This is a genomic window from Seohaeicola saemankumensis, from assembly GCF_042678485.1.
Classification (GTDB): domain Bacteria; phylum Pseudomonadota; class Alphaproteobacteria; order Rhodobacterales; family Rhodobacteraceae; genus Seohaeicola; species Seohaeicola saemankumensis.
In genome coordinates, this window is record NZ_JBHTKR010000001.1 from 559,053 (window position 1) to 585,864 (window position 26,812).

Below are 26,812 nucleotides of genomic sequence, written 5' to 3' on the forward strand. Positions count from 1 at the left end.
TTCTTGGTTCCGCCTCCTGTGCCAGCCGCCGAAGCAGTGACCGTGGATGCAGCGTGTGTGCGGGCATCCGGGGTCGCCACGCTGTTTGCGCTACCGAACCCTACCCGCATTCGTGCATCACAGACCGCCCGCAGGTAAAAATCAAGCACGTGTTTTGATGGCGGCCCTTCAAGGGGCGTTGTTCCTTGCGAAGGGCGAAAGGGGTTTGACAGCCTCTCTGGCGTATCTGTAGCGTCACGGCTCATAGCCCCGAGACAGGAAGAAGCGCATGCTGGACCAGCCGACAGAACGGCCCATTGCACAGATCGAAAACCTGCGTGTGGAATTCCAGACCAAGGACGGTCCCGTGGTCGGGGTCGAGGATGTGTCTTTTTCGATCAACCCTGGCGAAACCGTCTGTGTGGTTGGAGAATCCGGCTCGGGCAAGTCGGTATCCAGCCTGTCCCTGATGCGCCTTGTCGAATTCGGCGGCGGCACGATTGCGGGGGGGCGGCTGCTGTTCGAACGCAAGACGGGCGGTCAGGTGGACCTGGGAAAAACCGATCAGGAACTGATGCGGACGATTCGCGGCAACGAGATCGGGATGATCTTCCAGGAGCCGATGACGGCGCTGAACCCGGTCTTTACCGTGGGCCGGCAGCTGACAGAAGGTTTGCGCCTGCACAAGGGAATGACCAAAAAAGAGGCAGAAGATCGCGCGCTTGATCTTCTCAAGCAGGTGCGGATCCCCGAACCGGAGCGGCGGCTGCAGCAATACCCCCATGAATTGAGCGGGGGCATGCGCCAGCGCGTGGTCATCGCCATGGCCCTGGCCTGCGAGCCGCGCCTGTTGATCGCGGATGAGCCGACCACCGCGCTGGACGTGACCATCCAGGCCGAGATTCTGGCCCTGATCGACCGGCTGAAGCGTGAAACCGGCACGGCGGTGATGTTCATCACCCATGACATGGCTGTCGTGGCGCAGATGGCCGACCGTGTGGTGGTGATGTTCCGCGGCAACAAGGTCGAGGAGGGCACGGTCGAGGATATCTTCGAGAACCCGCAGCACGATTACACCAAGGCGCTGCTGTCCGCCGTGCCGCGCCTGGGCGAGATGACCGGCAAGGCGCTGCCCGAACCGATGCGGCTGCTGGGCGCCGAAGGCCCCGCCGCCCTGCCGATTCCCGGCACCGAGACGCCGCTGCTGACGGTCAAGCATCTGGTCACGCGGTTTGCGGTGCGTGGCGGGTTGCTGCGCCGCACGGTCGCCAATGTGCACGCGGTCGAGGATGTGTCCTTTACCCTCAACAAGGGGCGCACCCTGTCGCTGGTGGGCGAAAGCGGCTGCGGCAAGTCCACCGCCGGGCGCTCGATCCTGCGCCTGGTCGAGCCGATGTCAGGCTCGATCATCCTGGATGGCACCGATATCATGGCGCTGGATCAGTCCGCGCTTCGCCGCGCGCGGCAGGACATGCAGATGGTCTTTCAGGACCCGTTCGCCAGCCTGAACCCGCAGATGCAGCTCTCCGATCAGGTGGCCGAACCGCTGCGAAATTTTGGCACCCACAGCGGCAGCGCGCTGACCGACAAGGTGGCCGATCTGTTCGACCGGGTACACCTGCCGCGCAATTTCATGCGCCGCTTTCCGCATGAACTGTCGGGCGGCCAGCGCCAGCGCGTGGCGATCGCCCGCGCCCTTGCGCTGAACCCCAAGCTGATCATCGCGGACGAGGCGGTGTCGGCGCTTGATGTGTCGGTGCAGGCGCAGGTTCTAAACCTGATGATGGAATTGCAGGCCGATCTGGGGCTGTCCTTCCTGTTCATCAGCCATGACATGGCCGTGGTGGAACGGGTCAGCCATGATGTGGGCGTGATGTACCTGGGCCGGATCGTCGAGATGGGGCCGCGTCAGGCCGTGTTCGAGGATCCGCAGCACCCCTATACGCGCGCGCTGATGAAGGCCGTGCCCGTGGCCGATCCGCGCCAGCGCAAAAGCGAGAAGGACCTGAATTTCAGGCCCATCCCGTCCCCCATTCACCCGCGCGGCTATCAGCCCGCACCCTCGGAATACAAGGAAGTGTCGAAGGGCCATTTCGTGCTGACCACGGATAGCGGCTACTGAGACCGGATCAAGGACCGTCATGACCACCAGACTTACCCCCCTCCAGCTGATGGAAAAGCTGGTCAGCTTTCCCACGGTCAGCCGTGACAGTAACCTGCCGCTGGTCGATTGGGTCGAGGATTACCTGAACAGCCACGGCATCACCGCGCATCGTCATTACAACGAAGACAATGAAAAGGCGGCGATCTTTGCCCATGTCGGCCCGGACGTGGCGGGCGGGCTGGTGCTGTCGGGTCATACCGATGTGGTGCCTGTGGATGGTCAGCCCTGGGCGGATGATCCCTTCACCGTGGTCGAACGGGACGGCAGATATTACGGGCGCGGCACCTGCGACATGAAGGGGTTCGACGCGCTGGCGATCTGGACCCTGGTCGAGGCGCATCACCGCGGCGTCAAGCGGCCACTGCAACTGGCGCTCAGCTATGACGAGGAAGTGGGCTGCACCGGCGCGCCGCCGATGATCGACCGCATGATCGAGGTGCTGCCTAAGGCGTCGGCCGTGATCGTGGGCGAGCCGTCGATGATGAAGGCCGTGACCGGCCACAAGGGCGGGCAGGGCTTCAATACGCATGTGGTGGGATTCGAGGTGCACAGCTCGATCATGCATACGGGCGTCAATGCCATCATGTTCGGCGCCAAGCTGGTCGACTGGGCCAACCAGATGAATGCCGAAAGCATGGCCCGCGCCCCCAGCCCGCTGGCCGCGATTTTCGATCCGCCCTGGACCACTGCCCATGTGGGGACGATCCAGGGGGGCACCGCGCATAACATCACCGCCAAGGACTGCCGCTTCGGCATGGATTTCCGGGCTGTGCCGGGCGAGAACCTGGCCGATTGGCGCGACCGTTACCTGGCCCGCGTCCGCGAGGTCGAGGCCGAGATGAAGGCGATCCATCCATCGGCACGGATCGACATCTCGGAAAAGTTCGTGGTTCCCGGTTTGAAGCCGGAAGCCGAGGGCGAGGCCGAAACGCTGGTGCGCGCCATCACGGGCGACAATGGCGGGCATGTGGTCAGCTATGGCACCGAGGCCGGGCAGTTCCAGGAACGCGGCTATTCCGCCGTGATCTGCGGGCCCGGCGACATCGCCCAGGCGCATCAGCCGGATGAATACATCACCAAGGCGCAGTTCGAGGCAGGGCATGATTTCATGCGCCGTTTGCTGGACCGGCTCTGACGCGGCCCCCGGCCCGGGACCACAGACCCACCGGAAGGAAAACTCATGCCGATCAAGAACCGTATTGCAGGGATGCAGGACGAGGTGACCGCCTGGCGCCGCGATCTGCACGCGCATCCCGAAATCCTCTATAACACGCATCGCACCAGCGCCTTTGTCGCCGACAAGCTGAAGGAATTCGGCTGCGACGAGGTGACAACCGGCATCGGCCGCACCGGCGTCGTGGGGGTGATCCGGGGGCGTGCAACGGGTTCAGGCAGGGTGATCGGTCTGCGTGCCGACATGGATGCGCTGCCGATCCATGAGGCGACGGGGCTGGAATACGCCTCGGAAATTCCCGGCGCGATGCATGCCTGCGGCCATGACGGGCATACCGCGATGCTGCTGGGGGCGGCGAAATACCTGGCCGAAACCCGCGCGTTCGACGGCACCGTGGTGCTGATCTTCCAGCCCGCCGAAGAAGGCGGCGCAGGCGGGCGCGCGATGTGCGAGGACGGTCTGATGGACCGCTGGAACATCCAGGAGGTCTACGGCCTGCACAACATGCCGGGCATCCCGGTGGGTCAGTTCGCCATCCGCACGGGCGGGCTGCTGGCCTCGGGCGACATTTTCCATATCGTCGTGACGGGCAAGGGCGGTCATGCCGCCATGCCGCATCTGGCGCTGGATACCACGCTGGTCGCCGCGCAGATCGTCGTGTCGCTGCAAAGCATCGTGGCGCGCAACGCCGATCCCGTGGAAAGCATGGTGGTGACGGTGGGCATGTTCAACACCGACAGCAAGGCGCCCAATGTGATCGCCCACGAAGTCAGGATGAGCGGCACGGTCCGCGCCCTGTCGCCCGCCATGCGCCAGCTGTCCCATGACCGGGTCCGCGAGATCGCGATGCACACCGCCGCGGCTTACGGCGCGACGGCCGAGGTCACCTTTGATCCCGGTTACCCGGCCACGGTAAACCACCCCGCGCAGACCGAATATGCCGCCCAGGCCGCCGAGTCCGTGGCAGGGCATGTGGATCGCAACGTCGCCCCCCTGATGGCCGCCGAGGATTTCGCCTTCATGCTGGAAGAACGCCCCGGTGCATATATATTCCTGGGCAATGGCGATACGGCTGCATGCCATCACCCGGCCTATGATTTCAACGATCAGGCCATTCCGGCGGGCAGCAGTTTCTTTGCGACCCTGGCGGAGCAGCGGCTACCGCTGGATTGACCGCATCGACCGCGCGGACGCCATCAGAGTGCCGCACCAGACCTGAAGGAAAGACCATGCCGATCAAGAACCGCTTTGCAGAAATGCAGGATGAAGTCACTGCCTGGCGCCGTGATTTGCACGAACACCCGGAAATCCTGTACGACACCCATCGCACCAGCGCGATCGTGGCCGACAAGCTGCGGGCCTTCGGTTGCGACGAGGTCGTGACCGGCATCGGGCGCACAGGCGTGGTGGCGGTGATCAAGGGCAAGACCGATACTTCGGGCAAGGTCATCGGGTTGCGCGCGGACATGGACGCGCTGCCGATCCTCGAGGCGACAGGGCTGCCCTATGCGTCCAAGACCCCCGGCGCGATGCATGCCTGCGGCCATGACGGTCATACCGCGATGCTGCTGGGGGCCGCGAAATACCTGGCCGAGACGCGCAATTTCGACGGGTCGGTCGTGGTGATCTTCCAGCCCGCCGAAGAAGGTGGCGCAGGTGGGCGCGAGATGTGCGAAGACGGGCTGATGGACCGCTGGAACATCCAGGAGGTTTACGGGATGCACAACATGCCGAACCTGCCGGTTGGGCATTTCGCGATCCGTTCGGGCCCGTTCTTTGCCGCGACCGACCAGTTCGAAATCTTCCTGGAAGGCAAGGGCGGCCATGCCGCGCGCCCGCAGGAAACCGTCGATACCACCGTGATGGCCGCGCAACTGGTGCTGTCCTTGCAGACCATCGCCAGCCGCAACGCTGATCCGGTCAGTCAGATCGTGGTGTCTGTCACCTCGTTCGAGACATCATCGACCGCCTTCAACGTGATCCCGCAGAAGGTGCATATCAAGGGCACCGTCCGCACCCAGAGCAACGAGAACCGCGACATGGCCGAGCGCCGCATCAAGGACATCGCGGCAGCCACCGGCACGATGTATGGCGGCCTGGCCGAGGTGGCCTATCATCGCGGCTATCCGGTGATGGTCAACGCAGAGGAGCAGACCGATTTCGCCCGCGACGTGGCGCAATCCGTGGGCGGCAACGTGATCGAGGCGCCGCTGGTCATGGGCGGCGAGGATTTCGCCTTCATGCTGGAGGAACGCCCCGGCGCCTATATCCTGGTGGGCAATGGCCCCGGCGCGCAGGTCCATCATCCCGAGTACAATTTCAACGACGAGGCGATCCCCGTCGGGTGCAGCTGGTGGGCCGAGATCGTGGAACGCCGGATGCCTGCGGCCTGACCCCATGTTGACGGCGCGCCCAAGCGCGCGCCGTCACCGCCGCGCCAACAGCGGCGTCAGACGCGCCAGCAGGGCGCGCCGCGCCTGTGCGCCGTCCTGTGACAAAGACCTTGCCGCATCGCGCATCCGCGCCAGCCTGTCGCTGTTGATCAGCGCGGATACCTGCGCGCCCAGATCGGCGCCATCCGACACGGCCCTTGCCGCGCCTGCGCGGGTCATGCCGTCATAGGCCTGCGCGAAATTTGCAACCCCTGGCCCGTGCAGCACGGCAGCCCCCAGGACGGCGGGCTCATAGGGGTTGTGCCCGCCTTCGGGGCCAAAGGAACCGCCCAGAAAGGCCAGGGGCGCAAGGCGGTAGAACAGGCCCATCTCGCCCAGCGTATCGGCCAGGTAGATTTGCGTGTCGTCGCCGGGAAGGGCGCCGGTGCTGCGACGGACCATGTGCAGACCCGCGCCACTGACCTGCGCGGCCAGGTCTGCGCCGCGCTGCGGATGACGCGGCACAAGGATCAGCAGCAGATCGGGATGGGTGTGCAGCGCCGCCTGATGCGCGGCGATCACGGCCGCCTCATCCCCCGGATGGGTCGAGGCCGCCACCCAGACCGGGCGCGCGCCGATGGCCTGGCGGAGCGGGTCAAGCCGCCGCGGATCGGCGGGCAGGGGCGCTGCCGCCGCTTTCAGATCGCCGGTGTCCAGAATGCGCGCGGGATCAAGCGCCAGTGCGCGCAACTGCGTCGCCGTGGCTGCATCCTGCGCGCTGATCAGCGCCGCCCGCCCCAGAATGGCCGTGACGGTGCGCGGCGCGCGCAGCCGCGTCCGCGAGGCACGGGCGTTGATCACCGCAATGGGGATGCCGCGCCGGTCCGTCTGCATCATAAGGCGCGGCCAGAGGTCGTTTTCCATGAACAGCGCCAGATCCGGCCGCCAGTGGTCCAGAAAGCCCCGCACCGCGGCAGGTGTGTCGATCGGCTGGAACTGGTGCATCGCCTGCGGAAGGCGTCGCGCCAGCGTTTCGGCGCCCGTCGCCGTGGTGGTGGTGAACAACAGCCCCGCGCCGGTGGCATCCTGCAGGTCGCGCGCCAGATCAAGGCTCGAGGCGACTTCACCCACCGAGGCCGCGTTGATCCAGATCAGCGGGCCATCTGGTCGCGGCGCGGAAGCCTGCCCGAAACGTTCAGAGATCCGGGACGGGTCCGCGCCCTGGCTGGTGTGGCCTTTGCGCGCCAATCGGGCAAGGATACCGGGCGCCAGTGCCGTCGCGGCCAGGTAGGCGCGCAAAAGCGCCGTCAGCCGCGGTTGCGGCCGGGGGGCGGTCTCGCCCGTCATGCCGGCGTCATCCGCCGGTATGGCTCATGTGGCGGGACATTTTGCCATCAACGACCTGCCGGGAATAGTCGAAGTCATGGCCCTTCGGCTTCAGCCGGATCGCGGCGCGAATGGCGTCTTCCAGGGCCTCGGTGTCGCCGGGGTTGGCGCGCAGCGGCGCGCGCAGATCGGCCATGTCTTCCTGGCCCAGGCACATGTACAGCTCTCCGGTGCAGGTCAGGCGCACGCGGTTGCAGCTTTCACAGAAATTATGGGTCAGCGGCGTGATGAAGCCGATCTTCTGGCCCGTCTCCTCAAGCCGGACATAGCGCGCGGGGCCGCCTGTGCGTTCCGCCAGATCGGTCAGGGTAAAGCGTTCGGCCAGCCGTGCACGCAGGTCGCGCAGGGGCCAGTATTGATCCAGCCGGTCTTCGTTGCCGATATCGCCCATCGGCATGACCTCGATGAAGGTCAGATCCATGTCACGATCCGCGCACCAGGCCGCAAGCGTGAACAGCTCATCCTCGTTGAACCCTTTCAGCGCGACCGCGTTGATCTTGACGCGCAGACCCGCCTTTTGCGCGGCCTCGATCCCGCGCAGCACCTGCGGCAGACGGCCCCAGCGGGTGATCTGGGCGAATTTGGCATCATCCAGCGTGTCCAGCGAGACATTGATCCGACGCACGCCTGCCGCCGCCAGATCGGGGGCGAATTTCTCCAGCTGGCTGCCATTTGTGGTCAGCGTCAGCTCGCGCAGCGCGCCGCTGTCCAGATGGCGCGACATCGCGTCGAAAAAGGTCATGATCCCTTTGCGCACCAGGGGTTCGCCGCCCGTGATGCGCAGCTTTTCCACGCCCAGCCTGATGAAGGTCGAACACATCACGTCCAGCTCTTCCAGGGTCAGCAACTGCGCCTTGGGCAGGAATGTCATGTTCTCCGACATGCAATAAACGCAACGGAAATCGCAGCGGTCCGTGACCGACACGCGCAAATAGCTGATGGCGCGCTGGAACGGATCGACCAGCGGTGCGGGAGCGGGAGATGTAATGCTTTGCGTCATGCGGCGAAACTAAGGATCGGCGGAAGTCTGGGCAAGGGGGATTGTTAAGATTGCACGGCCCCGTGCTGCGCCCTAGACTGCGCGGCATGAAACAGATTGCATTGCCCATGATCGCCCTTGCAGCCCTTGTCGCGGGCTGCGCCGAGTTGCCTTTCCCCGAACGGCTGGGCACGCCGGCCTCTGCGCCGCAGACCAGTAAGCGCCCCCCCCTGACCGGGGCGCCGATCCGTCCCGAGGATCTGGACAGGGCCACACCCGCGGAACGGCAGGCTGCCGCGACGCCGGCGCCCGCTGCGGCCGGATCGCTGGGCGTGACGATCGCCTCTCTGGGGGATCCGGCGCGTCCGGGGTTCTGGATGGAAACGCCGCTGGTCAGCGCGCCGACCCGGGGCAGCGTCCTTTACCGGGCGAACGGACGGCGGTTGAACCTGGACCTGATCCCGATTGCCGGGCCCGCCACCGGCGGCAGCCGCCTGTCGCTGTCGGCCATGCGTATGCTGGACGCGCCACTGACGGCCTTGCCACGGGTCGAGGTTTTCGCGAACTGATCCGTCTCAGCCCTGCGTGTCGGCAGGGGGTGTCGCTTGGGGTGTCTCTGGCGATGAATCCTGTGTCGTCTGGGGCGGCAGCAGTTTCGACGCCTCGCGGCGCGCAAAGGGCTTCATGTGCCGGGCGTGGTTCTTCAGGAAATAGCGCACGCGGTCAGGATCATGCTTGGACAGTTCGCGCAGCCACCAGGCCACCGATTTCTGGATGAACCATTCCGGATCATGCACATAGGCCGCCGCCCATTCCAGCACGCGCTGACGGATCTGCACATCGGCGGGCTTGGGGTGGTTCTGCTTGGTCCAGGGCAGGGTAAAGACCATCGCGGCGCGGCGCGTCCAGTGATGCGGGGATCTTGTCCATTCGGCGACCGTGTCGATCCGCGCGGGATCGGCCAGCAGGCGTTTCTGCCCGGCGATCGCGGCCGCATCGGCAATCGCCCAGCTGTCGAAGGTGGGCACCCAGGACACGATCAGCGCCCAGGCCGCCGCATCGGGTTTCATCCGCGCCTGCGTCAGCAGTTTGGCGGCGGCGATCTTTGCTTCGAAAATATCGGTCTTCCACAGGGCATCGGCCAGGGCCACGCGGTCTGACATGTCCATGCCTTCGCGCCAGGCTGTCGCCAGATCGGTGATCTGCGGCGTGGTCAGGCCCAGGTATTCGCGCGGCACCTTGTGATAATCGGCCATGCCTTTGGCGCGTTCGGGGTCGGACAGGGCGCGCAGCTGCGCCAGGGCGTCATCAAGGGTCATTCCACGGTCACCGATTTGGCCAGGTTGCGGGGCTGGTCCACATCGGTGCCCTTGGCGACAGCGGTGTGATAGGCCAGCAATTGGGCGGGCAGCGCATAGAGGATCGGGGTCAGCACCGCGTCTATGCGCGGCATCACCAGCACCTGCCAGGTCTGGTCGGACGCCTCTGCCTCTCCTTCGGCATCGGTGATCAGCATGACCTTGCCGCCGCGGGCCATCACCTCCTGCATGTTCGACACGGTCTTGTCGAACAGCGCGTCGCGCGGGGCCATGACGACCACGGGCATGGTCTTGTCGATCAGCGCGATGGGGCCATGCTTCAGTTCGCCTGATGCATAAGCTTCGGCATGTATATAGCTGATTTCCTTGAGTTTCAATGCGCCCTCAAGGGCCAGCGGATACATCAGGCCACGGCCCAGGAACAACACGTCCGTGGATTCCGACAGCTTGCGCGCGGCATTCTTGATCTTGCCGCTGAGGTCCAGCGCCGCGTTCAGGGCGACGGGTAGCGACCGCAGCGCGCTCAGGTGATCCGACAGCTCCTCCTGGCTGATGCGGCCCCGCTGATGCGCGGCCTCCAGCGCCAGCAGCAGCAGCACGGTCAGCTGGCAGGTAAACGCCTTGGTCGAGGCGACGCCGATCTCGGCCCCGGCCATGATGGGCAGCGCCAGATCGCTTTCCCGCGCGATCGAGCTTTCGGCCACGTTCACGACCGATACGATCCGCGCGGCCTTGCCCTCGCAATAGCGCAGGGCGGCCAGGGTGTCGGCGGTTTCGCCCGACTGGCTGACGAACAGCGCCATGGTGCGGGCCGGGATCGGCGGCTCGCGGTACCGGAATTCCGAGGCGATATCGACATCGACAGGCAGGCCGGCCAATTGCTCGAACCAGTATTTCGCTGTCATGCAGGCGTAAAAGGCAGTGCCGCAAGCCACCATCGACAGCCGGTCGATGGCGGTGAAATCAATGCCCTCGCCCGGCAGGCGGATCGTGTCGCCCTCGCCCGACAGGTAGAAACGCAGCGCTTCGCCGATGACGCGGGGCTGTTCGGCGATTTCCTTGGCCATGAAATGCTTGTGTCCGGCCTTGTCGACCTGTGCGGATTCGATCTGGATGGTCTTGATCGCGCGGTTGGCCAGTTCGCCGTTTGCATCGCGGATTTCAAGACTGGTGCGGGTGACGATGGCGATGTCGCCCTCTTCCAGATAGGTGATGCGGTCGGTCATCGGGGCCAGTGCTATGGCGTCCGATCCGACGAACATCTCGCCATCGCCATGGCCCACGGCCAGCGGGCTGCCCTTGCGCGCGGCGATCAGCAGATCCTCCTCGCCCTCGAACAGGAAGACCAGCGCAAAGGCGCCTTCCAGCCGGGCGATGGTCTGGCGCGCGGCCTCGACCGGGCTGGCGCCCTGCGCCATGTAGTGCTGGGTCAGCAGGGCGACCGTTTCGGTATCGGTCTGCGTGACGAAGTCCAGCCCATGGCCGCGCAACTCGGCGCGCAGATCGCGGAAATTCTCGATGATGCCGTTATGCACGACCGCCACGGGGCCTGCCTGATGCGGATGGGCATTGGTGACCGAGGGTGCGCCATGGGTGGCCCAGCGGGTGTGCCCGATCCCGGCCTTTCCGGCCAGCGGATCATGCACCAGCAGATCGCTGAGGTTGACCAGCTTGCCCACCGCGCGGCGGCGGTCCAGTTTGCCGTTGTTGACGGTTGCGATGCCCGCGCTGTCATAGCCGCGATATTCCAGACGCTTCAGCGCCTCGACCAGAAGGGGCGCTGCTTCGTGATCGCCCAGAACGCCGACAATGCCGCACATCAGTTTGCCCCCTTGTTTTTCTTGGCCTTCGTGGCGCGCAAAAGCTCCATCAGCTTCAGCGCCATGCCGGGTTTGACCACTTGCCTGGCGCGGCCCAGGGCCAATGCGCCATCGGGCACATCGGTCGTGATCACCGATCCGCTGCCGGTCATGGCCTCGTGCCCCACGCGGACGGGGGCGACCAGCATCGTGTTCGACCCGATGAAGGCACCGCGCCCGATCTCGGTGTGATGCTTCATCACGCCATCATAGTTACAGGTGATCGTGCCCGCGCCGATATTGCTGCCGGCGCCGATGGTCGCATCGCCGATATAGCTGAGGTGATTGGCTTTCGCGCCCGCATCCAGCACGGCATTCTTGATTTCCACGAAGTTGCCGACATGCACGTCCTCGGCCAGTTCCGCGCCGGGGCGCAGCCGGGCATAGGGTCCGACGATGGCGCGCTGGCTGACATGGCAGCCTTCCAGATGCGAGAATGCCCGGATGCGCGCGCCGCTTTCCACGGTGACGCCGGGGCCGAAGACCACGTTCTGTTCCACTACCGCATCGCGGCCGATCACCGTGTCATGGGCGAAATGCACCGTGTCGGGGGCGATCAATGTGACGCCATCCTCCAGCGCCTGCGCGCGGGCGCGGGCCTGGAATCCCGCCTCGGCCTGCGCCAGTTCGGCGCGGGTGTTGATGCCCATGGTTTCCGCCTCGGGGCAGGTGACGGCGGTGGCGGTCAGCCCGCGCGCGCGGGCGATCCCGATGATGTCGGTCAGGTAGTATTCACCCGCCGCATTGGCATTGCCGACGGCCGCGACCAGATCGAACAGCGTCTTGGCATCTGCTGCGATAACGCCGCTGTTGCAGAGTGTTATGGCGCGTTCCTCATCCGTGGCATCCTTGAATTCCACGATCCGGTCCAGCCGGTCACCCTCCATCACCAGGCGGCCATAGCGGCCCGGATCGACGGCGTGAAAGCCCAGCACGACGATGTCATGATCGGCGCGCGCGGCCTGCATCGCCTCAAGCGTTTCGGGGCGGATCAGGGGCGTGTCGCCGTAAAGCACGATCACGTCACCTTGGAAGTCCGCCAGCACGGGGGCCGCCTGCGCCACCGCATGGGCGGTGCCAAGCTGCGGATCCTGCAGCACGCATTGCGCGGTCTCGTCCCAGTCATGCGCTGCGGCTGTCACGGCCTCGGCCCCGTGCCCGGTCACGACGACGCAGGCCGATGCGTCCAGTGCAAACCCCGCCTTCATCGCATGGATCAGAAGCGGCGCGCCCGCCAGAGGGTGCAGTACCTTGGGCAGATCCGAATTCATCCGCGTGCCCATGCCGGCCGCCAGAATGACAAGTGCTGTGTTCATGCTGTTTCTCTTTGCCCTTTTGTTGCGCCCGTTTTATCCGGTTGGACCAAGGGCGCAAGGCTGCATCGGTTCACGTCTGATTGCGGGTTATGACAGGCATCGGCGGCAGACCGCCGGAAAGGGCAGAATGATGAGAACGGTGATTTTCGACCTCGACGGGACTTTGGCCGACACAAGCGGCGATCTGATCGCGGCGGCGAATGCCTGTTTCGACATGATGGGGGCGGGCGCCGTGCTGGATCCTGCGCGCGATGCGGGCACTGCGCTGCGCGGTGGCCGCGCGATGCTGCGGCTGGGGCTGGGCCGGATCGGCCATGCCGACCTTGAAGGCCAGATCGACAGGTTTTACCCGGTGCTTCTGGAGGCTTATGGCGCCGCCATCGACGTGCATACCGTGCTTTATCCCGGCGCGATGGAGGCCGTGGCCCAGCTGTCGCGCGACGGCTATGCGGTGGGGATCTGCACCAACAAGCCCGAAGGCCTGGCCGAGACGCTGATGACACGGCTGGGGGTGCGCGGGGCTTTTGCCTCGCTTGTGGGGGCCGACACCTTGAGCGTGCGAAAACCCGATGCGGCCCCGCTGGTCGAGGCGGTGCGCCGCGCGGGCGGCGATCCGCGCCGCGCGCTGCTGGTGGGCGATACCGTCACCGACCGTGAAACCGCCCGCGCCGCGGGTGTGCCAAGCGTGCTGGTCACCTTCGGGCCGGGGGCCGAGGATGTGGCCGCCCTGAAGCCCGAGGCGCTGATCGGGCATTTCGACGAATTGCCCGGTACGGTTCAGCGGCTGATCGGCTGACAGATCAGATCGGCCAGGGGGGCGACATCGCCATCGGGCAGGGCGTCTACGGCATCCTCGATCCGGCGGGCGCGGTCCTTTCCCAGCGCGTGACCGGCCAGATCGCGGAACTTGGCGCGCAATTCGGCCTCGGTGGGCGGGGCGGTATGATCCCAGCGCGGTTCCATCCAGTCGCCTGCCAGGGTGCGGCCATCCTTCAGCACCAGGTCCACCCGGGCATAACGGCGCAGCGGGAAGGCGGCATTGGCATGATCGGATTCGTGCAGCACCATGCCATCCGACAGGCGCAGCACCTCGGGATCGGTCAGCGCGTCATCCGCGATATGCGCGGGCGCCACCGTGCCATGCACCAGTGCAACCGCACAGGGGAAGGTCGTGGAATATTGCGCGGCATCGCTGCCTTCGGGGCGGCGGGTGGCCAGGCGGATCGACTCGTGGAAGGATGTCACCTCGATCCGCTCCACCTGATCTGCCGTCAGGCCATGCGCGCGGCGCAGCGCCAGCACCCCCTCGATCGGGGCCTGGGCCCAGCGGCACACCGGGTAGGGCTTGAAATACTGCTCCATCGTGTACCAGCGGGTGCCGATATCGGACCAGTAGGCGGGGGCTTCCTCGACCGTGATGGCGGGGGCGCCGGTAAAGCCGGCGGCGGCCAGACGCGCGGCTGACACGCCTGCCATCGCGCCCCAGCCGGAGCCGTCCTTGACCATCGTGGGATGGTCGATGCAGCGCATCATCTGGCTGCGCGGCCCGTGATATTCCGCGATCCCCAGCGCATGGCGGGTCTGGGCGTGATCCAGCCGCAGCAGGCGCGCAGCCACGGCGGCGGCGGTCACGGCGCCCCAGCTGCCCGATGTGTGATAATCCGCGACCGTGCCATGCTGCGCCATGGCGGCGCGCGCACCGAATTCATAGCCCAGTGCCAGCGCGGTCAGCACCTGCTGTCCGCTGGCGCCGGTCTCGACCGCCAGTGGCAGGATCGCCGCCAGGGTCGGGCAGCCGATATGCCCTTTCGACGGGTTGAACCCGTCATGCCCGTCCAGGCTGTCGATGGTCATGCCGGCGGCCAGGGCCACGCCGCTGGCGCTGGCGCCGCGCCCGTCGAAGAGCATCGGCAGGGGCCCTGCGAATTCCGCCGCCGCATGGTCGCGGATGATCCGGCTGAGGCGGGTGCCCGCACCGCCCGCCGCGACCCCGATCAGGTCCAGCAGGGCCAGCGGCAGGCGCGCCCGCACGACGGCGGGAAGATCCTGCCAGCGCAGGTCATGGATGAGGCGGGGGGCTGTGGTCTGGTCCATCGGGCCAGTCTGGGCGCCGCAGCATGGCTTTGCCGCGACAAAGCCGACATCGGACAGATGCGGTTGCGACATCATGCATCGCCCCGATTGACGAAACGCCCCTGCCGCCCCACAACAGGCAGATGGAACAGAACCCCAACGAAAAATTCACCGGCAGTTTCACCCAGCAGGAACCCATCCCCGAAGAGGGGATCGCGGCGGCTGTGGATGTGATGCGGTCGGGCCGCCTGCACCGCTACAACGTCAAGGGTGACGAGGCCGGCGAGGTGGCCGTACTGGAGCAGGAATTCGCCGCCGCGATGGGCGTGAAATACTGCCTGGCCGTCGCCTCGGGCGGCTATGCGATGACCACGGCGCTGCGGGCGCTGGGGGTCAGACCCGGTGACAGGGTGCTGAGCAATGCCTTCACCCTTGCGCCCGTGCCGGGGGCGATTGCCGCCGTGGGGGCGATTCCGGTCTTCGTGGGCGTGACCGAGGCGCTGACCATCGACCTTGATGATCTCGAGGCCAAGGCAGATCGCGCCTCGGTCCTGTTGCTCAGCCATATGCGCGGCCATATCTGCGACATGGACCGGCTGCTGGCGATCTGCGCGCGCTATGACCTGCGGGTGATCGAGGATTGCGCCCATACGATGGGCGCGCGCTGGCGCGGGCGGCTGTCGGGCACCGACGGGATCATCGGCTGCTATTCGACGCAGACCTACAAGCACATGAATTCGGGCGAGGGCGGGTTTCTGGTTACCAATGACGATCAGGTCATGGCGCGCGCGGTGATCCTGTCGGGGTCCTACATGCTTTATCCGCGCCATCTGGCGGCCCCGGCGCCCGATGCGTTCGAGGCGGTGAAATACGACACGCCCAACATATCGGGACGGATGGATCATCTGCGCGCGGCGATCCTGCGCCCGCAGCTGCGCCGCCTTGCGGCGCAATGCGCCGCATGGACCGACCGCTACCGCGTGGTCGAGGCGGGCCTGCGCGATTGCCCCGGCCTGCGCCTGATCGAGCGGCCCGCGGATGAAGACTTTGTCGGATCGTCCTTCCAGTTCCTGCTGCTGGACTGGGCGGCGCCGAAGGTGCGCGAGGTGGTGGCGCGCTGCGCCGCGCGCGGGGTCGAGTTGAAATGGTTCGGCGCGGCCGAGCCGGCCGGGTTCACCAGCCGCTACGACAGCTGGCGCTACGCTCCCAGCGCGCCCATGCCCGCCAGCGACCGTATTCTGGCGGGTATTCTGGACATGCGCCTGCCGCTGACCTTCAGCCTTGACGATTGCGCCTTGCTGGCCCGCATCATCCGCGCCGAGGTCAGCGCGGTGCATCAGGCGGCGTGACGACCGAAACGGGTTTTGAGTATTTCGGGAACGGTGAAGCGGGCGCGCGCATGGCGTCGGCCCTGCAAGAGTGTTGACGCGACTCAGGTGTCGTGCCTATTAATGAACAACCGTTCAATAACGAGCCGGCCACGCGATCTTGGGGAGGTAGCTGCATGTTCACCGCAACGATGAAGTTCGATCTGGGCGAGGATGTGAACGCCCTGCGCGAGATGGTGCACCGCTGGGCGCAGGAGCGCATCAGGCCGATGGCGGGCCAGATCGACACCAGCAATGAATTTCCCGCCGAACTGTGGCGCGAGATGGGCGATCTGGGGCTGCTGGGCATCACGGTGGACGAGGAATTCGGCGGCGCCGGGATGGGCTATCTTGCCCATGTCATCGCGGTCGAGGAAATCGCCCGCGCCAGCGCCAGCGTCAGCCTGTCCTACGGCGCGCATTCCAACCTTTGCGTCAACCAGATCAAGCTGAACGGCACCGAGGCGCAGAAGCGCAAGTATCTGCCCGGCCTGGTCAGCGGCGCGCATGTGGGCGCCCTGGCCATGTCCGAACCGGGGGCTGGCAGCGACGTGGTGTCGATGAAGCTGCGCGCCGAGAAGCGCAATGATCACTACCGGCTGAGCGGCAACAAGTACTGGATCACCAATGGCCCCGATGCCGATACGCTGGTTGTCTATGCCAAGACCGACCCGGATGCGGGATCCAAGGGGATCACGGCCTTCCTGATCGAAAAGACCATGAAGGGGTTTTCCACCAGCAAGCATTTCGACAAGCTGGGCATGCGCGGATCGAATACCGCCGAGCTGATCTTCGACGATGTGGAAGTGCCCTTCGAGAACGTCCTTGGCGAAGAGGGCAAGGGCGTGCGCGTCCTGATGTCGGGGCTGGATTACGAACGCGTCGTGCTGTCGGGCATCGGCACCGGCATCATGGCCGCCTGCCTGGACGAGATCATGCCCTATATGGCCGAGCGCCGCCAGTTCGGCCAAAGCATCGGAAATTTCCAGCTGATGCAGGGCAAGCTGGCAGATATGTACACGGCCATGAACTCGGCCCGCGCCTATGTCTATGAAGTGGCCAAGGCCTGCGACCGGGGCGAGGTGACGCGCGCCGATGCCGCCGCCTGCGTGCTTTACGCCAGCGAAGAGGCCATGAAAGTGTCGCATCAGGCGGTGCAGGCGATGGGTGGGGCCGGGTTCCTGGCCGATGCGCCGGTCGCGCGGATCTTCCGCGACGCCAAGCTGATGGAGATCGGGGCCGGCACCTCGGAAATCCGGCGCATGCTGGTGGGCCGCGAAATGATGGCCGCGATGTCATGAAACTGCCGCCCGTCGTCCTGGCTGTTATCGCGGTTCTGACCGCGGCGGCGGGTACGCTGGGCTATCTGGCGGGGGCGCGGCAGGCGGAGTTGAGCGAAACGGATGTGATCATGGCCTATGCCAACCGCTATGTCGCCGACCAGGGGCTTGCGCCTGATGCCATCCGGATGTGCCATGCGGTGCCGGGGATGGATGCGCGCGTCTGGCTGGTTGTCGTCTGCGCCGAGGGGCGTGAGGCGGAGCGCGCCTATTTCGTCGGGCGCGGCGGCGGGTTGCTGCATGTGGGGCGTCCTGGTGACCGCCCCTTTGCCGCCCCCCTGGCGCCGGAGGCCTGAGCGGATGCTGGAGCATGGACAAACCCATGAGGCACTTGTCGCAGGCTTCCGCTGGAACTTGCCCGCGCGGCTGAACATGGCCGCACAGGCCTGCGACGCCTGGGCGGCGCGCGCGCCCAGGCTTCTGGCCATCCTTGATCTGTCCGATGGTGAGGCGCGGCCCATCAGCTATGGCGAGTTGCGCGGCATGGCCGATGCACTGGCCCATGCGCTTGTCGCGCGCGGCGTGGCGCGAGGCGACCGGGTGGGCGTGCTGCGCGCGCAATCGGGCTGGACCGCGGCGGCGCATCTGGCGATCTGGAAGCTGGGCGCGGTGTCGATCCCTCTGTTCAAGCTGTTCGGTCAGGATGCGTTGCGGACCCGGCTGACCGATGCCGGGGCCGGGCTGGTGATCTGCGACGCCGAAGGCGCGGCCCTGCTGGAGGGTTTCGATCTGGCAACGCTGGTGCCCGAGGATGCCGATCTGCCCATGGCGCTGTTTGAGACCGCCGATACCGGCCCCGAAGATCCGGCGGTGCTGATCTATACATCCGGCACGACGGGCGCGCCCAAGGGCGCACTGCATGGCCACCGTATCCTGACCGGGCATCTGCCGGGGGTCGAGATCAGCCATGACCTGTTGGGCCAGGCCGGCGATTGCCTCTGGACGCCGGCGGATTGGGCCTGGATCGGCGGGCTGTTCGACGTGCTGATGCCGGGGCTGGCGCTGGGCGTGCCGGTGGTGGCAGCGCGCATGGCCAAGTTCAGCGTGGCCGAATGCCTTGAGGTGATCCGGCGCGGGCAGGTGCGGAACGTGTTCTTTCCGCCGACCGCGCTCAGGATGCTGAAGGCTGCGGATGCGGCGATCCCTGGTCTGCGCTCCGTGGCCAGCGGGGGAGAGCCGCTGGGGGCCGAGATGCTGGATTGGGGGCAGCGGGCCTTTGGTCTGACGATCAACGAATTCTACGGGCAGACCGAATGCAACATGGTCGCCTCAAGCTGCGGTGCGCTGTTCGCGCCGCGTCCCGGCTGCATCGGCAAGGCGGTGCCGGGCTTTGACGTGGCGGTGATCGACGATCAGGGGCAGGCGACGGCGGGCGAGGGCGATATCGCCGTGCGGCGTGGCGCGGCCTCGATGATGCTGGGCTACTGGAACCGGCCTGACGCGACAGCCGAGAAGTTTCGCGGCGACTGGATGCTGACCGGCGACCGTGGCGTGATCGAGGACGGGTTCATCCGCTTTGTCGGGCGCGAGGATGATGTGATCACCAGCGCCGGTTACCGCATCGGCCCCTCCGAGATCGAGGATTGCCTGCTGACCCATCCCGCCGTCGCCACCGTGGGCGTTGTGGGCAAGCCCGACCCGCTCAGGACCGAACTGGTCAAGGCTTACGTGGTGTTGAAACCGGGCCATGCGCCCTCTGCGGAGCTGGCCGAAGCGTTGGGCGCGCATGTCAAGGCGCGGGTCGCGAAACATGCCTATCCGCGCGAGATCGGATTTCTGGATGCCCTGCCGATGACCGTGACCGGCAAGGTGATCCGCAAGGAACTCAAGGCCCGCGCCACGCGGGAAAGGGAGAGCGAGACATGAAACTGACATCCCGGGCGATCGCGTCATCCGAAGCGTTCCAGGCCAATCGCGCCACCCATCTGGCGGCGCTGGAGCAGGTGGCCGCCGCGGCGCAGGCCGCGGCTGCGGGCGGCGGTGACAAGGCCCGCGCGCGGCATCTGGAACGGGGCAAGATGCTGCCGCGTGACAGGGTGGCGAACCTGCTCGATCCCGGTGCGCCCTTCCTCGAGATCGGGGCGACGGCGGCGCATGACATGTATGACGGTGCGGCCCCCGGCGCGGGTGTGATCGCGGGTATCGGCCGGGTCCACGGGCTTGAGGTGATGGTCCTGTGCAATGACGCCACCGTGAAGGGTGGCACCTACTATCCGATGACGGTCAAGAAACACCTGCGCGCGCAGGAGATCGCCGAGGAGAACCATCTGCCCTGCATCTACCTGGTCGATAGCGGCGGCGCGAACCTGCCCAACCAGGACGAGGTGTTCCCCGATCGCGACCATTTCGGGCGCATCTTCTACAATCAGGCGAGGATGAGCGCCAAGGGCATCCCGCAGATCGCGGTCGTCATGGGCTCCTGCACGGCGGGTGGCGCCTATGTGCCCGCAATGTCCGATGTCACGATCATCGTACGCGACCAGGGCACGATCTTTCTGGCCGGTCCCCCGCTGGTCAAGGCGGCCACGGGCGAGGTGGTCACCGCCGAGGATCTGGGCGGCGGCGATGTGCACACGCGCCTGTCCGGCGTGGCGGATTACCTGGCCGAGGATGACGGCCATGCGCTGGCCCTGGCGCGGCGCGCGGTCAGCCACCTGAACCGCGCCAAGCCTGCGACCGTGCAGTGGCAATCCCCCGAGGATCCCGCCTATGATCCCGAAGAGATCCTGGGCGTCGTGCCCGGCGATCTGCGCACGCCCTATGATATCCGCGAGGTGATCGCGCGGCTGGTCGACGGAAGCCGCTTCGACGAGTTCAAGCCACGCTTCGGCGACACGCTGGTGACGGGCTTTGCCCATGTGAAGGGCTGCCCCGTGGGGATCGTGGCCAATAACGGCGTGCTCTTTTCCGAGGCCGCCCAGAAGGGCGCGCATTTCGTGGAGCTTTGCAGCCAACGCAAGATCCCGCTGGTGTTCCTGCAGAACATCACCGGCTTCATGGTGGGCCGCAAATACGAGAATGAGGGCATCGCGCGCCATGGCGCCAAGATGGTGACGGCCGTCGCCTCGACCAATGTGCCGAAGATCACGATGCTGGTGGGCGCCTCCTTCGGGGCCGGCAACTACGGCATGGCCGGGCGCGCCTATAGCCCGCGCTTCCTGTGGACCTGGCCCAATTCCCGCATCTCCGTGATGGGCGGCGAACAGGCGGCCGGGGTTCTGGCCACCGTGCGCCGCGAAGGGATCGAACGCGCGGGCGGCGCATGGTCGGCCGAGCAGGAGGCCGAGTTCAAGCGCCCCACCATCGAGATGTTCGAGCGCCAGTCCCACCCTCTTTATGCCTCGGCCCGGCTCTGGGATGACGGGATCATCGACCCGCGCCAAAGCCGCGAGGTGCTGTCGCTGTCGCTGTCGGCGGCCCTTTGCGCGCCCATCGAGGACACGCGCTTCGGCGTGTTCCGGATGTGATCATGACAGAGGCCGACGCCATCGCCCGCTACACAGGGGCCAGCAGTTTCCGCTTTGGCGATAGCCGGGCGCTGAACGCGCGGATCCTCGATCTGGTGCGACAGGGGCGCAAGACCGTCACCTGTGACGCGGTGCTGAATTTCGCCAGACGCGGCGATCCCCTGCCGGAACCGGGGCGCGTCGATATCGCGCTCGATTGGGAAGGCGCGCCGATCCTGGCCATCCGCACCGAGGATGTGATGCGGATGCACTTCGACGCCATGACCGAGGATCTGGTCGCAGCACAGGGCGAATTCCGCGATCTCGCCGACTGGCGGGAAGGCTACCGCGCCTACCTTGCCCGCGCGGGGCTTTTCGCACCGGATGTCGAGATGCTGGTCGAGCGTTTCACCTGTGTCGAGGTCTTCGCATGACCCGGCCCTGTTTCTTCTTGCCCCAAATATCCCGGGGTGCGCGAGGGGCTGGCCCCTCGCTTGCGCCGCGCCAGCCCGCACCAGGGCCGAAAAGGAGGACCCATGTTTGACAAGATCCTGATTGCCAACCGCGGCGAGATCGCCATCCGGGTGGCGCGCACAGCCCGCGCCATGGGGGTGCGGACGGTCGCGGTCTATTCCGATGCCGATGCCGGTGCGGCCCATGTGGCGGCCTGCGACGAGGCCGTGCATATCGGCGGCGCGGCCCCGGCGGACAGTTATCTGCGCGGCGAGCGGATCATCCGGGCGGCCCTCGATACGGGCGCGCAAGGGATCCATCCGGGCTACGGCTTCCTGTCGGAAAACCCCGATTTCGTGGATGCTGTGGTGGCGGCGGGGCTGGTCTTCATCGGACCCTCGGCCAGCGCGATCCGGGCCATGGGCCTCAAGGATGCGGCCAAGGCGCTGATGGAAAAGGCGGGCGTGCCGGTGGTGCCCGGCTATCACGGCAGCAATCAGGACCCCGAGCATCTGGCGGGCGCCGCCGATGCCATCGGCTATCCGGTGTTGATCAAGGCCGTGGCGGGGGGCGGCGGCAAGGGCATGCGGCTGGTCGAGACGCCGGCCGGTTTTGCCGAGGCGCTGGAAAGCGCGCGTTCCGAGGCGCGGGGCGCCTTTGGCAACGCGGATGTTCTGGTCGAGAAATACGTGACAAAACCGCGCCATATCGAGGTGCAGGTCTTTGGTGACGGCACAAGCGCCGTGCATCTGTTCGAGCGCGACTGCTCGCTCCAGCGGCGCCACCAGAAGGTGATCGAGGAAGCACCCGCGCCGGGCATGACCGCAGAAGTGCGCGAAGCGATGGGCCGCGCCGCCGTGCGCGCCGCCGAGGCCATCGGCTATAGCGGGGCAGGCACGATCGAGTTCATCGTCGACGGTAGCCGCGGCCTGCGCCCCGACGGGTTCTGGTTCATGGAGATGAACACGCGCCTGCAGGTGGAACATCCCGTGACCGAAGCCATCACCGGGATCGACCTTGTCGCCTGGCAATTGCGCGTGGCGGCGGGCGAGTCCCTTCCGGCGCGGCAGGAGGATCTGACGATCCGGGGCCATGCCTTTGAATCGCGGCTCTATGCCGAAGATGTGCCCAAGGGGTTCCTGCCCGCCACGGGCACGCTGGCGCATCTGGCGTTTCCCGCCGATTGCCGCGCCGACAGCGGTGTGCGCACGGGCGATGCGATCAGCCCGTTCTATGATCCGATGATCGCCAAGATCATCACCCACGGGCCGACGCGCGATGTCGCGCTGGCGCGGATGCGCGCGGCCCTTGCCGGTACGCAGGTGGCGGGGACGGTCACGAACCTTGGTTTTCTGTCCGCGCTCTGCGCCCATGACGGGTTCATCGCCGGCGATGTGGATACCGGCCTGATCGGCCGTGACCTCGCGCAACTCGTGGCGGCCCCGGTCGCGCAGCCCGCCGATGTGGCGCTGGCGGCGCTGGCGGCGCTGGGCCTGCTGGACAGCAGACAGGATCGGGGTGGCTTTGCCCTGTGGTCGCCGCTGGCCTGGCAGGTGACGCTGGAGCATGAGGGCGAGCTGCTGGAGGCGCGGGTCAGCTGCCCGGGGCCCGATGCGCGCTGTGTGACGCTGGGCGCGGTGCAGGTTCAGGCGCGGCGGCAGGGCGGGCGCTGGCATCTGGAGGGCCAAGTGGCGCCCGACGTGCGCGTCACGGGTGACCTTGTGACAGTCTTTTCCGGGGCCGGCCTTGGCTTTCGCAGGATTGATCCGCTGGCGCGCGACGCGGCGGCGGCGGGCGATGGCAATCTGATCGAGGCGCCGATGCCGGGGCTGGTCAAGGCCGTCTTCGCTCAGGCGGGGCAGGCGGTGCAGGCGGGTGACCGGCTGGCGGTGCTGGAGGCGATGAAGATGGAACATTCCCTGCTGGCCGCGCGCGATGGCGTGGTGGCCGAGGTGCTGGTGGCTGCGGGCGCCCAGGTCGAGGCCGGTGCCGCGCTGGTGCGGCTGGAAGCCGAGGTTGAGGCCGCGCAGGGGGCGGGCGCATGATCACGCTGCACCATTGCCCGCAAAGCCGGTCGATGCGGGTGCTGTGGCTGCTCAAGGAACTGGGTGTGCCCCATGTCGTGCAGCTGCGCGCCTTCGACAAGAGCCTGCGCGCGCCGGATTTCCTGACCCTGTCGCCCGCGGGCCGCGTCCCTGCGCTGGAAATCGACGGCGAGCGCATGTTCGAAAGTGCCGCCATCATGGAATATATGTGCGAGCGGTTCCCCGAGGCAGAGCTGGGTCGTCTGCCCGGCGATCCGGACCGCATGGCCTGGCTGGTCTGGCTGCATTTCGCCGAAACCATCAGCCAGCATGTCGCGGCCCTGACCCAGCAGCATATCCTGCTTTACGATGATGCGATGCGCAGCCCCATCGTGATGAAGCTGGAAGCCGCGCGGCTGTTGAAATGCTATGCCGCCATCGAGGCCCGGCTGAGCACCCCGGTCGAGAACCGCGATTGCCTGCTGACCAGCGGGTTTTCGGCCTGTGACATCGCCGTGGGGCAGGCCGTCTATCTGGCGCGGCATTTCGCGAAGACCGACGGGTTTCCCGAGCTTGAGGCCTGGCTGGCCCGGATCACGGATCGTGACGGGTTCCGCGCGGCCCTGCCGCAACCCGGCGAGGCGCTGATCTACACGCAAGCCTTCTATCCCGCGTGGGAACAGGCGTCGGGGCCGGTGCAGTGAGTATTTGGGGAACGATGAAAGGGCGGTGCTGATGGGCGAATATGTCGAGATTTTCGAGGTCGGGCCGCGCGACGGGTTGCAGAATGAAAAGCGCGCCATTCCGGTGGCCGAGAAGATCGCCCTGGTCGATTGCCTGAGCGGCGCGGGCTTCCGCCGGATCGAGGTGGCCAGCTTTGTCAGCCCCAAATGGGTGCCCCAGATGGCTGACAGCGGCGCGGTGCTGGCGGGCATCCGGCGCGCGCCCGGGGTGCGCTATGCGGCGCTGACGCCCAACATGAAGGGGCTGGAGGCGGCGCTTGCGGCGCGGGCCGATGAGGTGGCGATCTTCGGCGCGGCCTCGGAGGGGTTTTCACGGGCGAATATCAATGCCAGCATCGCCGAAAGCCTTGAGCGGTTCGCCCCTGTGGCCCAGGCTGCGCGGGCGGCGGGTTTGCCGGTGCGCGGCTATGTCTCCTGCGTGACCGATTGCCCCTATGACGGCCCGGTGGCGCCGGCGCAGGTGGCGCGGGTCGCGGCGGCGCTGCGCGACATGGGCTGCTACGAGATCAGCCTGGGCGACACCATCGGGCAGGGACGGCCCGAGACGATCGACGCCATGCTGGCGGCGGTGCTGGACGAGCTGCCTGCCGGGCAACTGGCCGGGCATTACCACGATACGGCGGGGCGCGCGCTGGAGAATATCGAGGTCTCGCTGGCGCGCGGGTTGCGGGTCTTCGATGCGGCCGTGGGCGGCCTTGGCGGTTGCCCCTATGCGCCGGGTGCCGCGGGCAATGTGGCGACGGAAGCGGTGCAGGCGCGGCTGACCGCGCTGGGCTATCAGACGGGGCTGGATGCGGCGGTACTGGACAGGGCCGCGGCGATGGCGCGGGCGATGAGGGGGCAGCAATGACCTATGAGACGATCGAGATCGAACGGGACAGTCGCGGGGTGGCGACCGTCTGGCTGGCGCGGCAGGACAAGCACAATGCGCTGTCGGCGCGGATGATCGCAGAGCTGACCGAGGCGGCGCAGGCGCTGGGCGCGGATGAGGCCGTGCGCGTGGTCGTGCTGGCGGCGCGGGGCAAAAGCTTTTGCGCGGGCGGCGATCTTGGCTGGATGCAGGAACAGATGGCGGCGGATGCCGTGACGCGCGGGCGCGAGGCGGCCAAGCTGGCCTGGATGTTGCAGGCGCTGAACACGCTGCCGAAGCCCCTGATCGGGCGGGTGCAGGGCAATGCCTTTGGCGGCGGGGTGGGCATGGCCTCGGTCTGTGACATCGCGATCGGGGCGGATGGGGTGCTGATGGGGTTGACCGAAACGCGGCTGGGCCTGATCCCGGCCACCATCGGCCCCTATGTCTGTGCCCGCATGGGCGAGGCGCGGGCGCGGCGCGTCTTCATGTCGGGCCGGCGTTTTGCCGCCGCCGAGGCGGTGGAGCTGGGTCTGCTGGCCCGCGCCGTTCCCGCCGACGCCCTGGACAGCGCCGTCGCGGCCGAGGTTGCCCCCTACCTGGACTGTGCCCCGCAGGCCGTCGCCCGCGCCAAGGCGCTGCTGCGGCGCCTGGGGCCGGTGATCGACGCGGCGACGATCGAGCATACCATCGCCGAACTGACCGCCTGCTGGGAAGGCATCGAGGCCCCCGAAGGGATCGGCGCGTTTTTCGACAAGCGCAAGCCGCGCTGGCAGGGATAGGATATCCCGGCCACGCCTGTCAGAATCGCGCATCACCATGCCGCATCGCGGCAATTTTCGGCCAATGCCTTGAATATTCAGACGTTCCTTCGCGCCGTTATCCAGACGATTTGACGCATGGAGGGGGGCTTTTTTCGGTATCCCATTGTATGCGCTACCTTTTCCGGACACCTGCAAAGCGGCGAATGTGACGGCCTCTCGGTTGACCCTGACCGGGGGCAGGAGTAAACCTGCGCGCAAACCTGTAGCCAGCAGATTGCGCTTTGATGCGCGGAAGGAGCCACTCTTGGAAGGGATGCTTAGGGAATATCTGCCCATCCTGGTCTTTCTGGCCATTGCCATCGGACTTGGCCTTGTCCTGATCCTGTCGGCCGTGATCATCGCGGTGCGGAATCCCGATCCCGAAAAGGTCAGCGCCTACGAATGCGGCTTCAACGCTTTCGACGATGCCCGCATGAAATTCGACGTGCGCTTCTACCTCGTATCGATCCTGTTCATCATCTTCGATCTGGAAATCGCCTTCCTGTTTCCCTGGGCGGTGGCCTTCCAGGATGTCAGCATGGTGGGGTTCTGGTCGATGATGGTCTTTCTGGCCGTGCTGACCGTGGGCTTTGCCTATGAGTGGAAGAAGGGAGCCCTGGAATGGGAGTGATGACAGGCGCCAATACCGCGGGCGGCGACCGCGAACATGCCACGCAGGCCCTGAATGCCGAGCTGGCCGACAAGGGTTTCCTGCTGACCTCGACCGAGGATATCATCAACTGGGCGCGGACCGGCAGCCTGCACTGGATGACCTTTGGTCTGGCCTGCTGCGCGGTCGAGATGATGCATACCTCGATGCCGCGCTATGATGCGGAACGCTTCGGGATCGCGCCGCGCGCCAGCCCGCGCCAGTCCGATCTGATGATCGTGGCCGGTACGCTGACCAACAAGATGGCGCCCGCGCTGCGCAAGGTCTACGACCAGATGCCCGAACCGCGCTACGTGCTGTCGATGGGCAGCTGCGCCAATGGCGGCGGCTATTACCACTACAGCTATTCGGTCGTGCGCGGCTGTGACCGGATCGTGCCGGTCGATGTCTATGTGCCGGGCTGCCCCCCCACCGCCGAGGCGCTGCTTTATGGTCTGATGCAGCTGCAGCGCAAGATACGGCGTACCGGAACGATCGTGCGTTGATGCGCGCGGC

24 protein-coding genes are annotated in these 26,812 nt (G+C 66.5%); 18 read left to right on the plus strand and 6 right to left on the minus strand.

The features are described from left to right. Positions 1-268: 268 nt before the first annotated feature. Genes ACFQ3C_RS02635 through ACFQ3C_RS02650 form a run of 4 tightly spaced genes read left to right on the plus strand, consistent with a single transcriptional unit; the run spans position 269 to position 5,710 of the window. Positions 269-2,101: an ABC transporter ATP-binding protein gene (locus tag ACFQ3C_RS02635; RefSeq protein ID WP_380788876.1), complete on the plus strand. Its 1,833-nt coding sequence runs from the start codon at positions 269-271 to the stop codon at positions 2,099-2,101. 19 nt (positions 2,102-2,120) lie between these two features. After that, on the plus strand, positions 2,121-3,278 hold the full coding sequence (gene argE, locus ACFQ3C_RS02640; RefSeq protein ID WP_380788877.1) for an acetylornithine deacetylase: 1,158 nt from the start codon (positions 2,121-2,123) through the stop codon (positions 3,276-3,278). A gap of 45 nt (positions 3,279-3,323) precedes the next feature. Continuing rightward, on the plus strand, positions 3,324-4,490 hold the full coding sequence (locus ACFQ3C_RS02645; protein ID WP_380788878.1) for a M20 aminoacylase family protein: 1,167 nt from the start codon (positions 3,324-3,326) through the stop codon (positions 4,488-4,490). A 56-nt stretch (positions 4,491-4,546) separates the two neighbouring features. After that, positions 4,547-5,710 (plus strand): M20 aminoacylase family protein, encoded by a 1,164-nt coding sequence (locus ACFQ3C_RS02650; RefSeq protein WP_380788879.1) that lies wholly within the window; start codon positions 4,547-4,549, stop codon positions 5,708-5,710. Between the two features lie 33 nt (positions 5,711-5,743). Here ACFQ3C_RS02650 and ACFQ3C_RS02655 read toward each other — a convergent pair whose 3' ends face one another. Together ACFQ3C_RS02655 and moaA are read right to left on the minus strand one after the other, a co-directional pair. Beyond that, entirely contained in the window at positions 5,744-7,036 is a 1,293-nt protein-coding gene (locus ACFQ3C_RS02655; protein ID WP_380788880.1) for a 3-deoxy-D-manno-octulosonic acid transferase, read from the minus strand. Positions 7,037-7,043: 7 nt separating this feature from the next. Then, positions 7,044-8,075, minus strand: a complete 1,032-nt coding sequence (gene moaA / locus ACFQ3C_RS02660; protein WP_380788881.1) for a GTP 3',8-cyclase MoaA — start codon at positions 8,073-8,075, stop codon at positions 7,044-7,046. A gap of 86 nt (positions 8,076-8,161) precedes the next feature. Between moaA and ACFQ3C_RS02665 the strand changes: the two genes are divergently transcribed. Then, positions 8,162-8,623, plus strand: coding sequence for a hypothetical protein (locus tag ACFQ3C_RS02665; RefSeq protein ID WP_380788882.1), 462 nt, complete (start codon positions 8,162-8,164; stop codon positions 8,621-8,623). 6 nt (positions 8,624-8,629) lie between these two features. On the opposite strand, the gene ACFQ3C_RS02670 is transcribed toward ACFQ3C_RS02665, so the two are convergent. Genes ACFQ3C_RS02670 through glmU form a run of 3 tightly spaced genes read right to left on the minus strand, consistent with a single transcriptional unit; the run spans position 8,630 to position 12,548 of the window. Continuing rightward, positions 8,630-9,373, minus strand: a complete 744-nt coding sequence (locus tag ACFQ3C_RS02670) for a DNA alkylation repair protein (RefSeq protein WP_380788883.1) — start codon at positions 9,371-9,373, stop codon at positions 8,630-8,632. Beyond that, complete coding sequence (glmS, locus tag ACFQ3C_RS02675) at positions 9,370-11,193, minus strand: glutamine--fructose-6-phosphate transaminase (isomerizing) (protein ID WP_380788884.1); 1,824 nt, start codon at positions 11,191-11,193, stop codon at positions 9,370-9,372. Before glmS ends, ACFQ3C_RS02670 begins: the two co-directional genes overlap by 4 nt. Beyond that, on the minus strand, positions 11,193-12,548 hold the full coding sequence (gene glmU, locus ACFQ3C_RS02680) for a bifunctional UDP-N-acetylglucosamine diphosphorylase/glucosamine-1-phosphate N-acetyltransferase GlmU (protein ID WP_380788885.1): 1,356 nt from the start codon (positions 12,546-12,548) through the stop codon (positions 11,193-11,195). Before glmU ends, glmS begins: the two co-directional genes overlap by 1 nt. Before the next feature lie 130 nt (positions 12,549-12,678). Between glmU and ACFQ3C_RS02685 the strand changes: the two genes are divergently transcribed. After that, positions 12,679-13,344 carry an HAD-IA family hydrolase gene (locus ACFQ3C_RS02685; protein ID WP_380788886.1) on the plus strand — a complete coding sequence of 222 codons (666 nt, stop codon included), beginning with the start codon at positions 12,679-12,681 and terminating at the stop codon, positions 13,342-13,344. Here the strand turns inward: ACFQ3C_RS02685 and ACFQ3C_RS02690 are convergent. Continuing rightward, positions 13,326-14,714, minus strand: coding sequence for an MmgE/PrpD family protein (locus ACFQ3C_RS02690; protein WP_380788887.1), 1,389 nt, complete (start codon positions 14,712-14,714; stop codon positions 13,326-13,328). The genes ACFQ3C_RS02685 and ACFQ3C_RS02690 overlap by 19 nt on opposite strands. Before the next feature lie 50 nt (positions 14,715-14,764). Here ACFQ3C_RS02690 and ACFQ3C_RS02695 point away from each other — a divergent pair, with 50 nt between their 5' ends. From ACFQ3C_RS02695 to ACFQ3C_RS02750, 12 genes are all read left to right on the plus strand, one after another. Further along, complete coding sequence (locus ACFQ3C_RS02695) at positions 14,765-15,970, plus strand: DegT/DnrJ/EryC1/StrS family aminotransferase (protein WP_380788888.1); 1,206 nt, start codon at positions 14,765-14,767, stop codon at positions 15,968-15,970. Between the two features lie 155 nt (positions 15,971-16,125). Then, entirely contained in the window at positions 16,126-17,289 is a 1,164-nt protein-coding gene (locus ACFQ3C_RS02700; protein ID WP_380788889.1) for an isovaleryl-CoA dehydrogenase, read from the plus strand. Then, entirely contained in the window at positions 17,286-17,624 is a 339-nt protein-coding gene (locus ACFQ3C_RS02705; protein ID WP_380788890.1) for a hypothetical protein, read from the plus strand. Before ACFQ3C_RS02700 ends, ACFQ3C_RS02705 begins: the two co-directional genes overlap by 4 nt. A gap of 4 nt (positions 17,625-17,628) precedes the next feature. After that, entirely contained in the window at positions 17,629-19,194 is a 1,566-nt protein-coding gene (locus ACFQ3C_RS02710) for an AMP-binding protein (protein ID WP_380788891.1), read from the plus strand. Beyond that, positions 19,191-20,795, plus strand: a complete 1,605-nt coding sequence (locus tag ACFQ3C_RS02715; protein WP_380788892.1) for a carboxyl transferase domain-containing protein — start codon at positions 19,191-19,193, stop codon at positions 20,793-20,795. Before ACFQ3C_RS02710 ends, ACFQ3C_RS02715 begins: the two co-directional genes overlap by 4 nt. A 2-nt stretch (positions 20,796-20,797) precedes the next feature. Then, positions 20,798-21,208 carry an ASCH domain-containing protein gene (locus tag ACFQ3C_RS02720; RefSeq protein WP_380788893.1) on the plus strand — a complete coding sequence of 137 codons (411 nt, stop codon included), beginning with the start codon at positions 20,798-20,800 and terminating at the stop codon, positions 21,206-21,208. Between the two features lie 102 nt (positions 21,209-21,310). Further along, complete coding sequence (locus tag ACFQ3C_RS02725) at positions 21,311-23,272, plus strand: acetyl/propionyl/methylcrotonyl-CoA carboxylase subunit alpha (RefSeq protein ID WP_380788894.1); 1,962 nt, start codon at positions 21,311-21,313, stop codon at positions 23,270-23,272. Then, on the plus strand, positions 23,269-23,955 hold the full coding sequence (locus tag ACFQ3C_RS02730) for a glutathione S-transferase family protein (RefSeq protein ID WP_380788895.1): 687 nt from the start codon (positions 23,269-23,271) through the stop codon (positions 23,953-23,955). The genes ACFQ3C_RS02725 and ACFQ3C_RS02730 overlap by 4 nt, the downstream gene beginning before the upstream one ends. Positions 23,956-23,986: 31 nt before the next feature. Beyond that, positions 23,987-24,844, plus strand: coding sequence for a hydroxymethylglutaryl-CoA lyase (locus ACFQ3C_RS02735; RefSeq protein ID WP_380788896.1), 858 nt, complete (start codon positions 23,987-23,989; stop codon positions 24,842-24,844). After that, positions 24,841-25,626, plus strand: a complete 786-nt coding sequence (locus ACFQ3C_RS02740) for a crotonase/enoyl-CoA hydratase family protein (RefSeq protein ID WP_380788897.1) — start codon at positions 24,841-24,843, stop codon at positions 25,624-25,626. The genes ACFQ3C_RS02735 and ACFQ3C_RS02740 overlap by 4 nt, the downstream gene beginning before the upstream one ends. A gap of 286 nt (positions 25,627-25,912) precedes the next feature. After that, complete coding sequence (locus ACFQ3C_RS02745) at positions 25,913-26,278, plus strand: NADH-quinone oxidoreductase subunit A (protein ID WP_068286590.1); 366 nt, start codon at positions 25,913-25,915, stop codon at positions 26,276-26,278. After that, positions 26,269-26,802, plus strand: coding sequence for a NuoB/complex I 20 kDa subunit family protein (locus ACFQ3C_RS02750; protein ID WP_068286593.1), 534 nt, complete (start codon positions 26,269-26,271; stop codon positions 26,800-26,802). The genes ACFQ3C_RS02745 and ACFQ3C_RS02750 overlap by 10 nt, the downstream gene beginning before the upstream one ends. Positions 26,803-26,812: the final 10 nt, after the last annotated feature.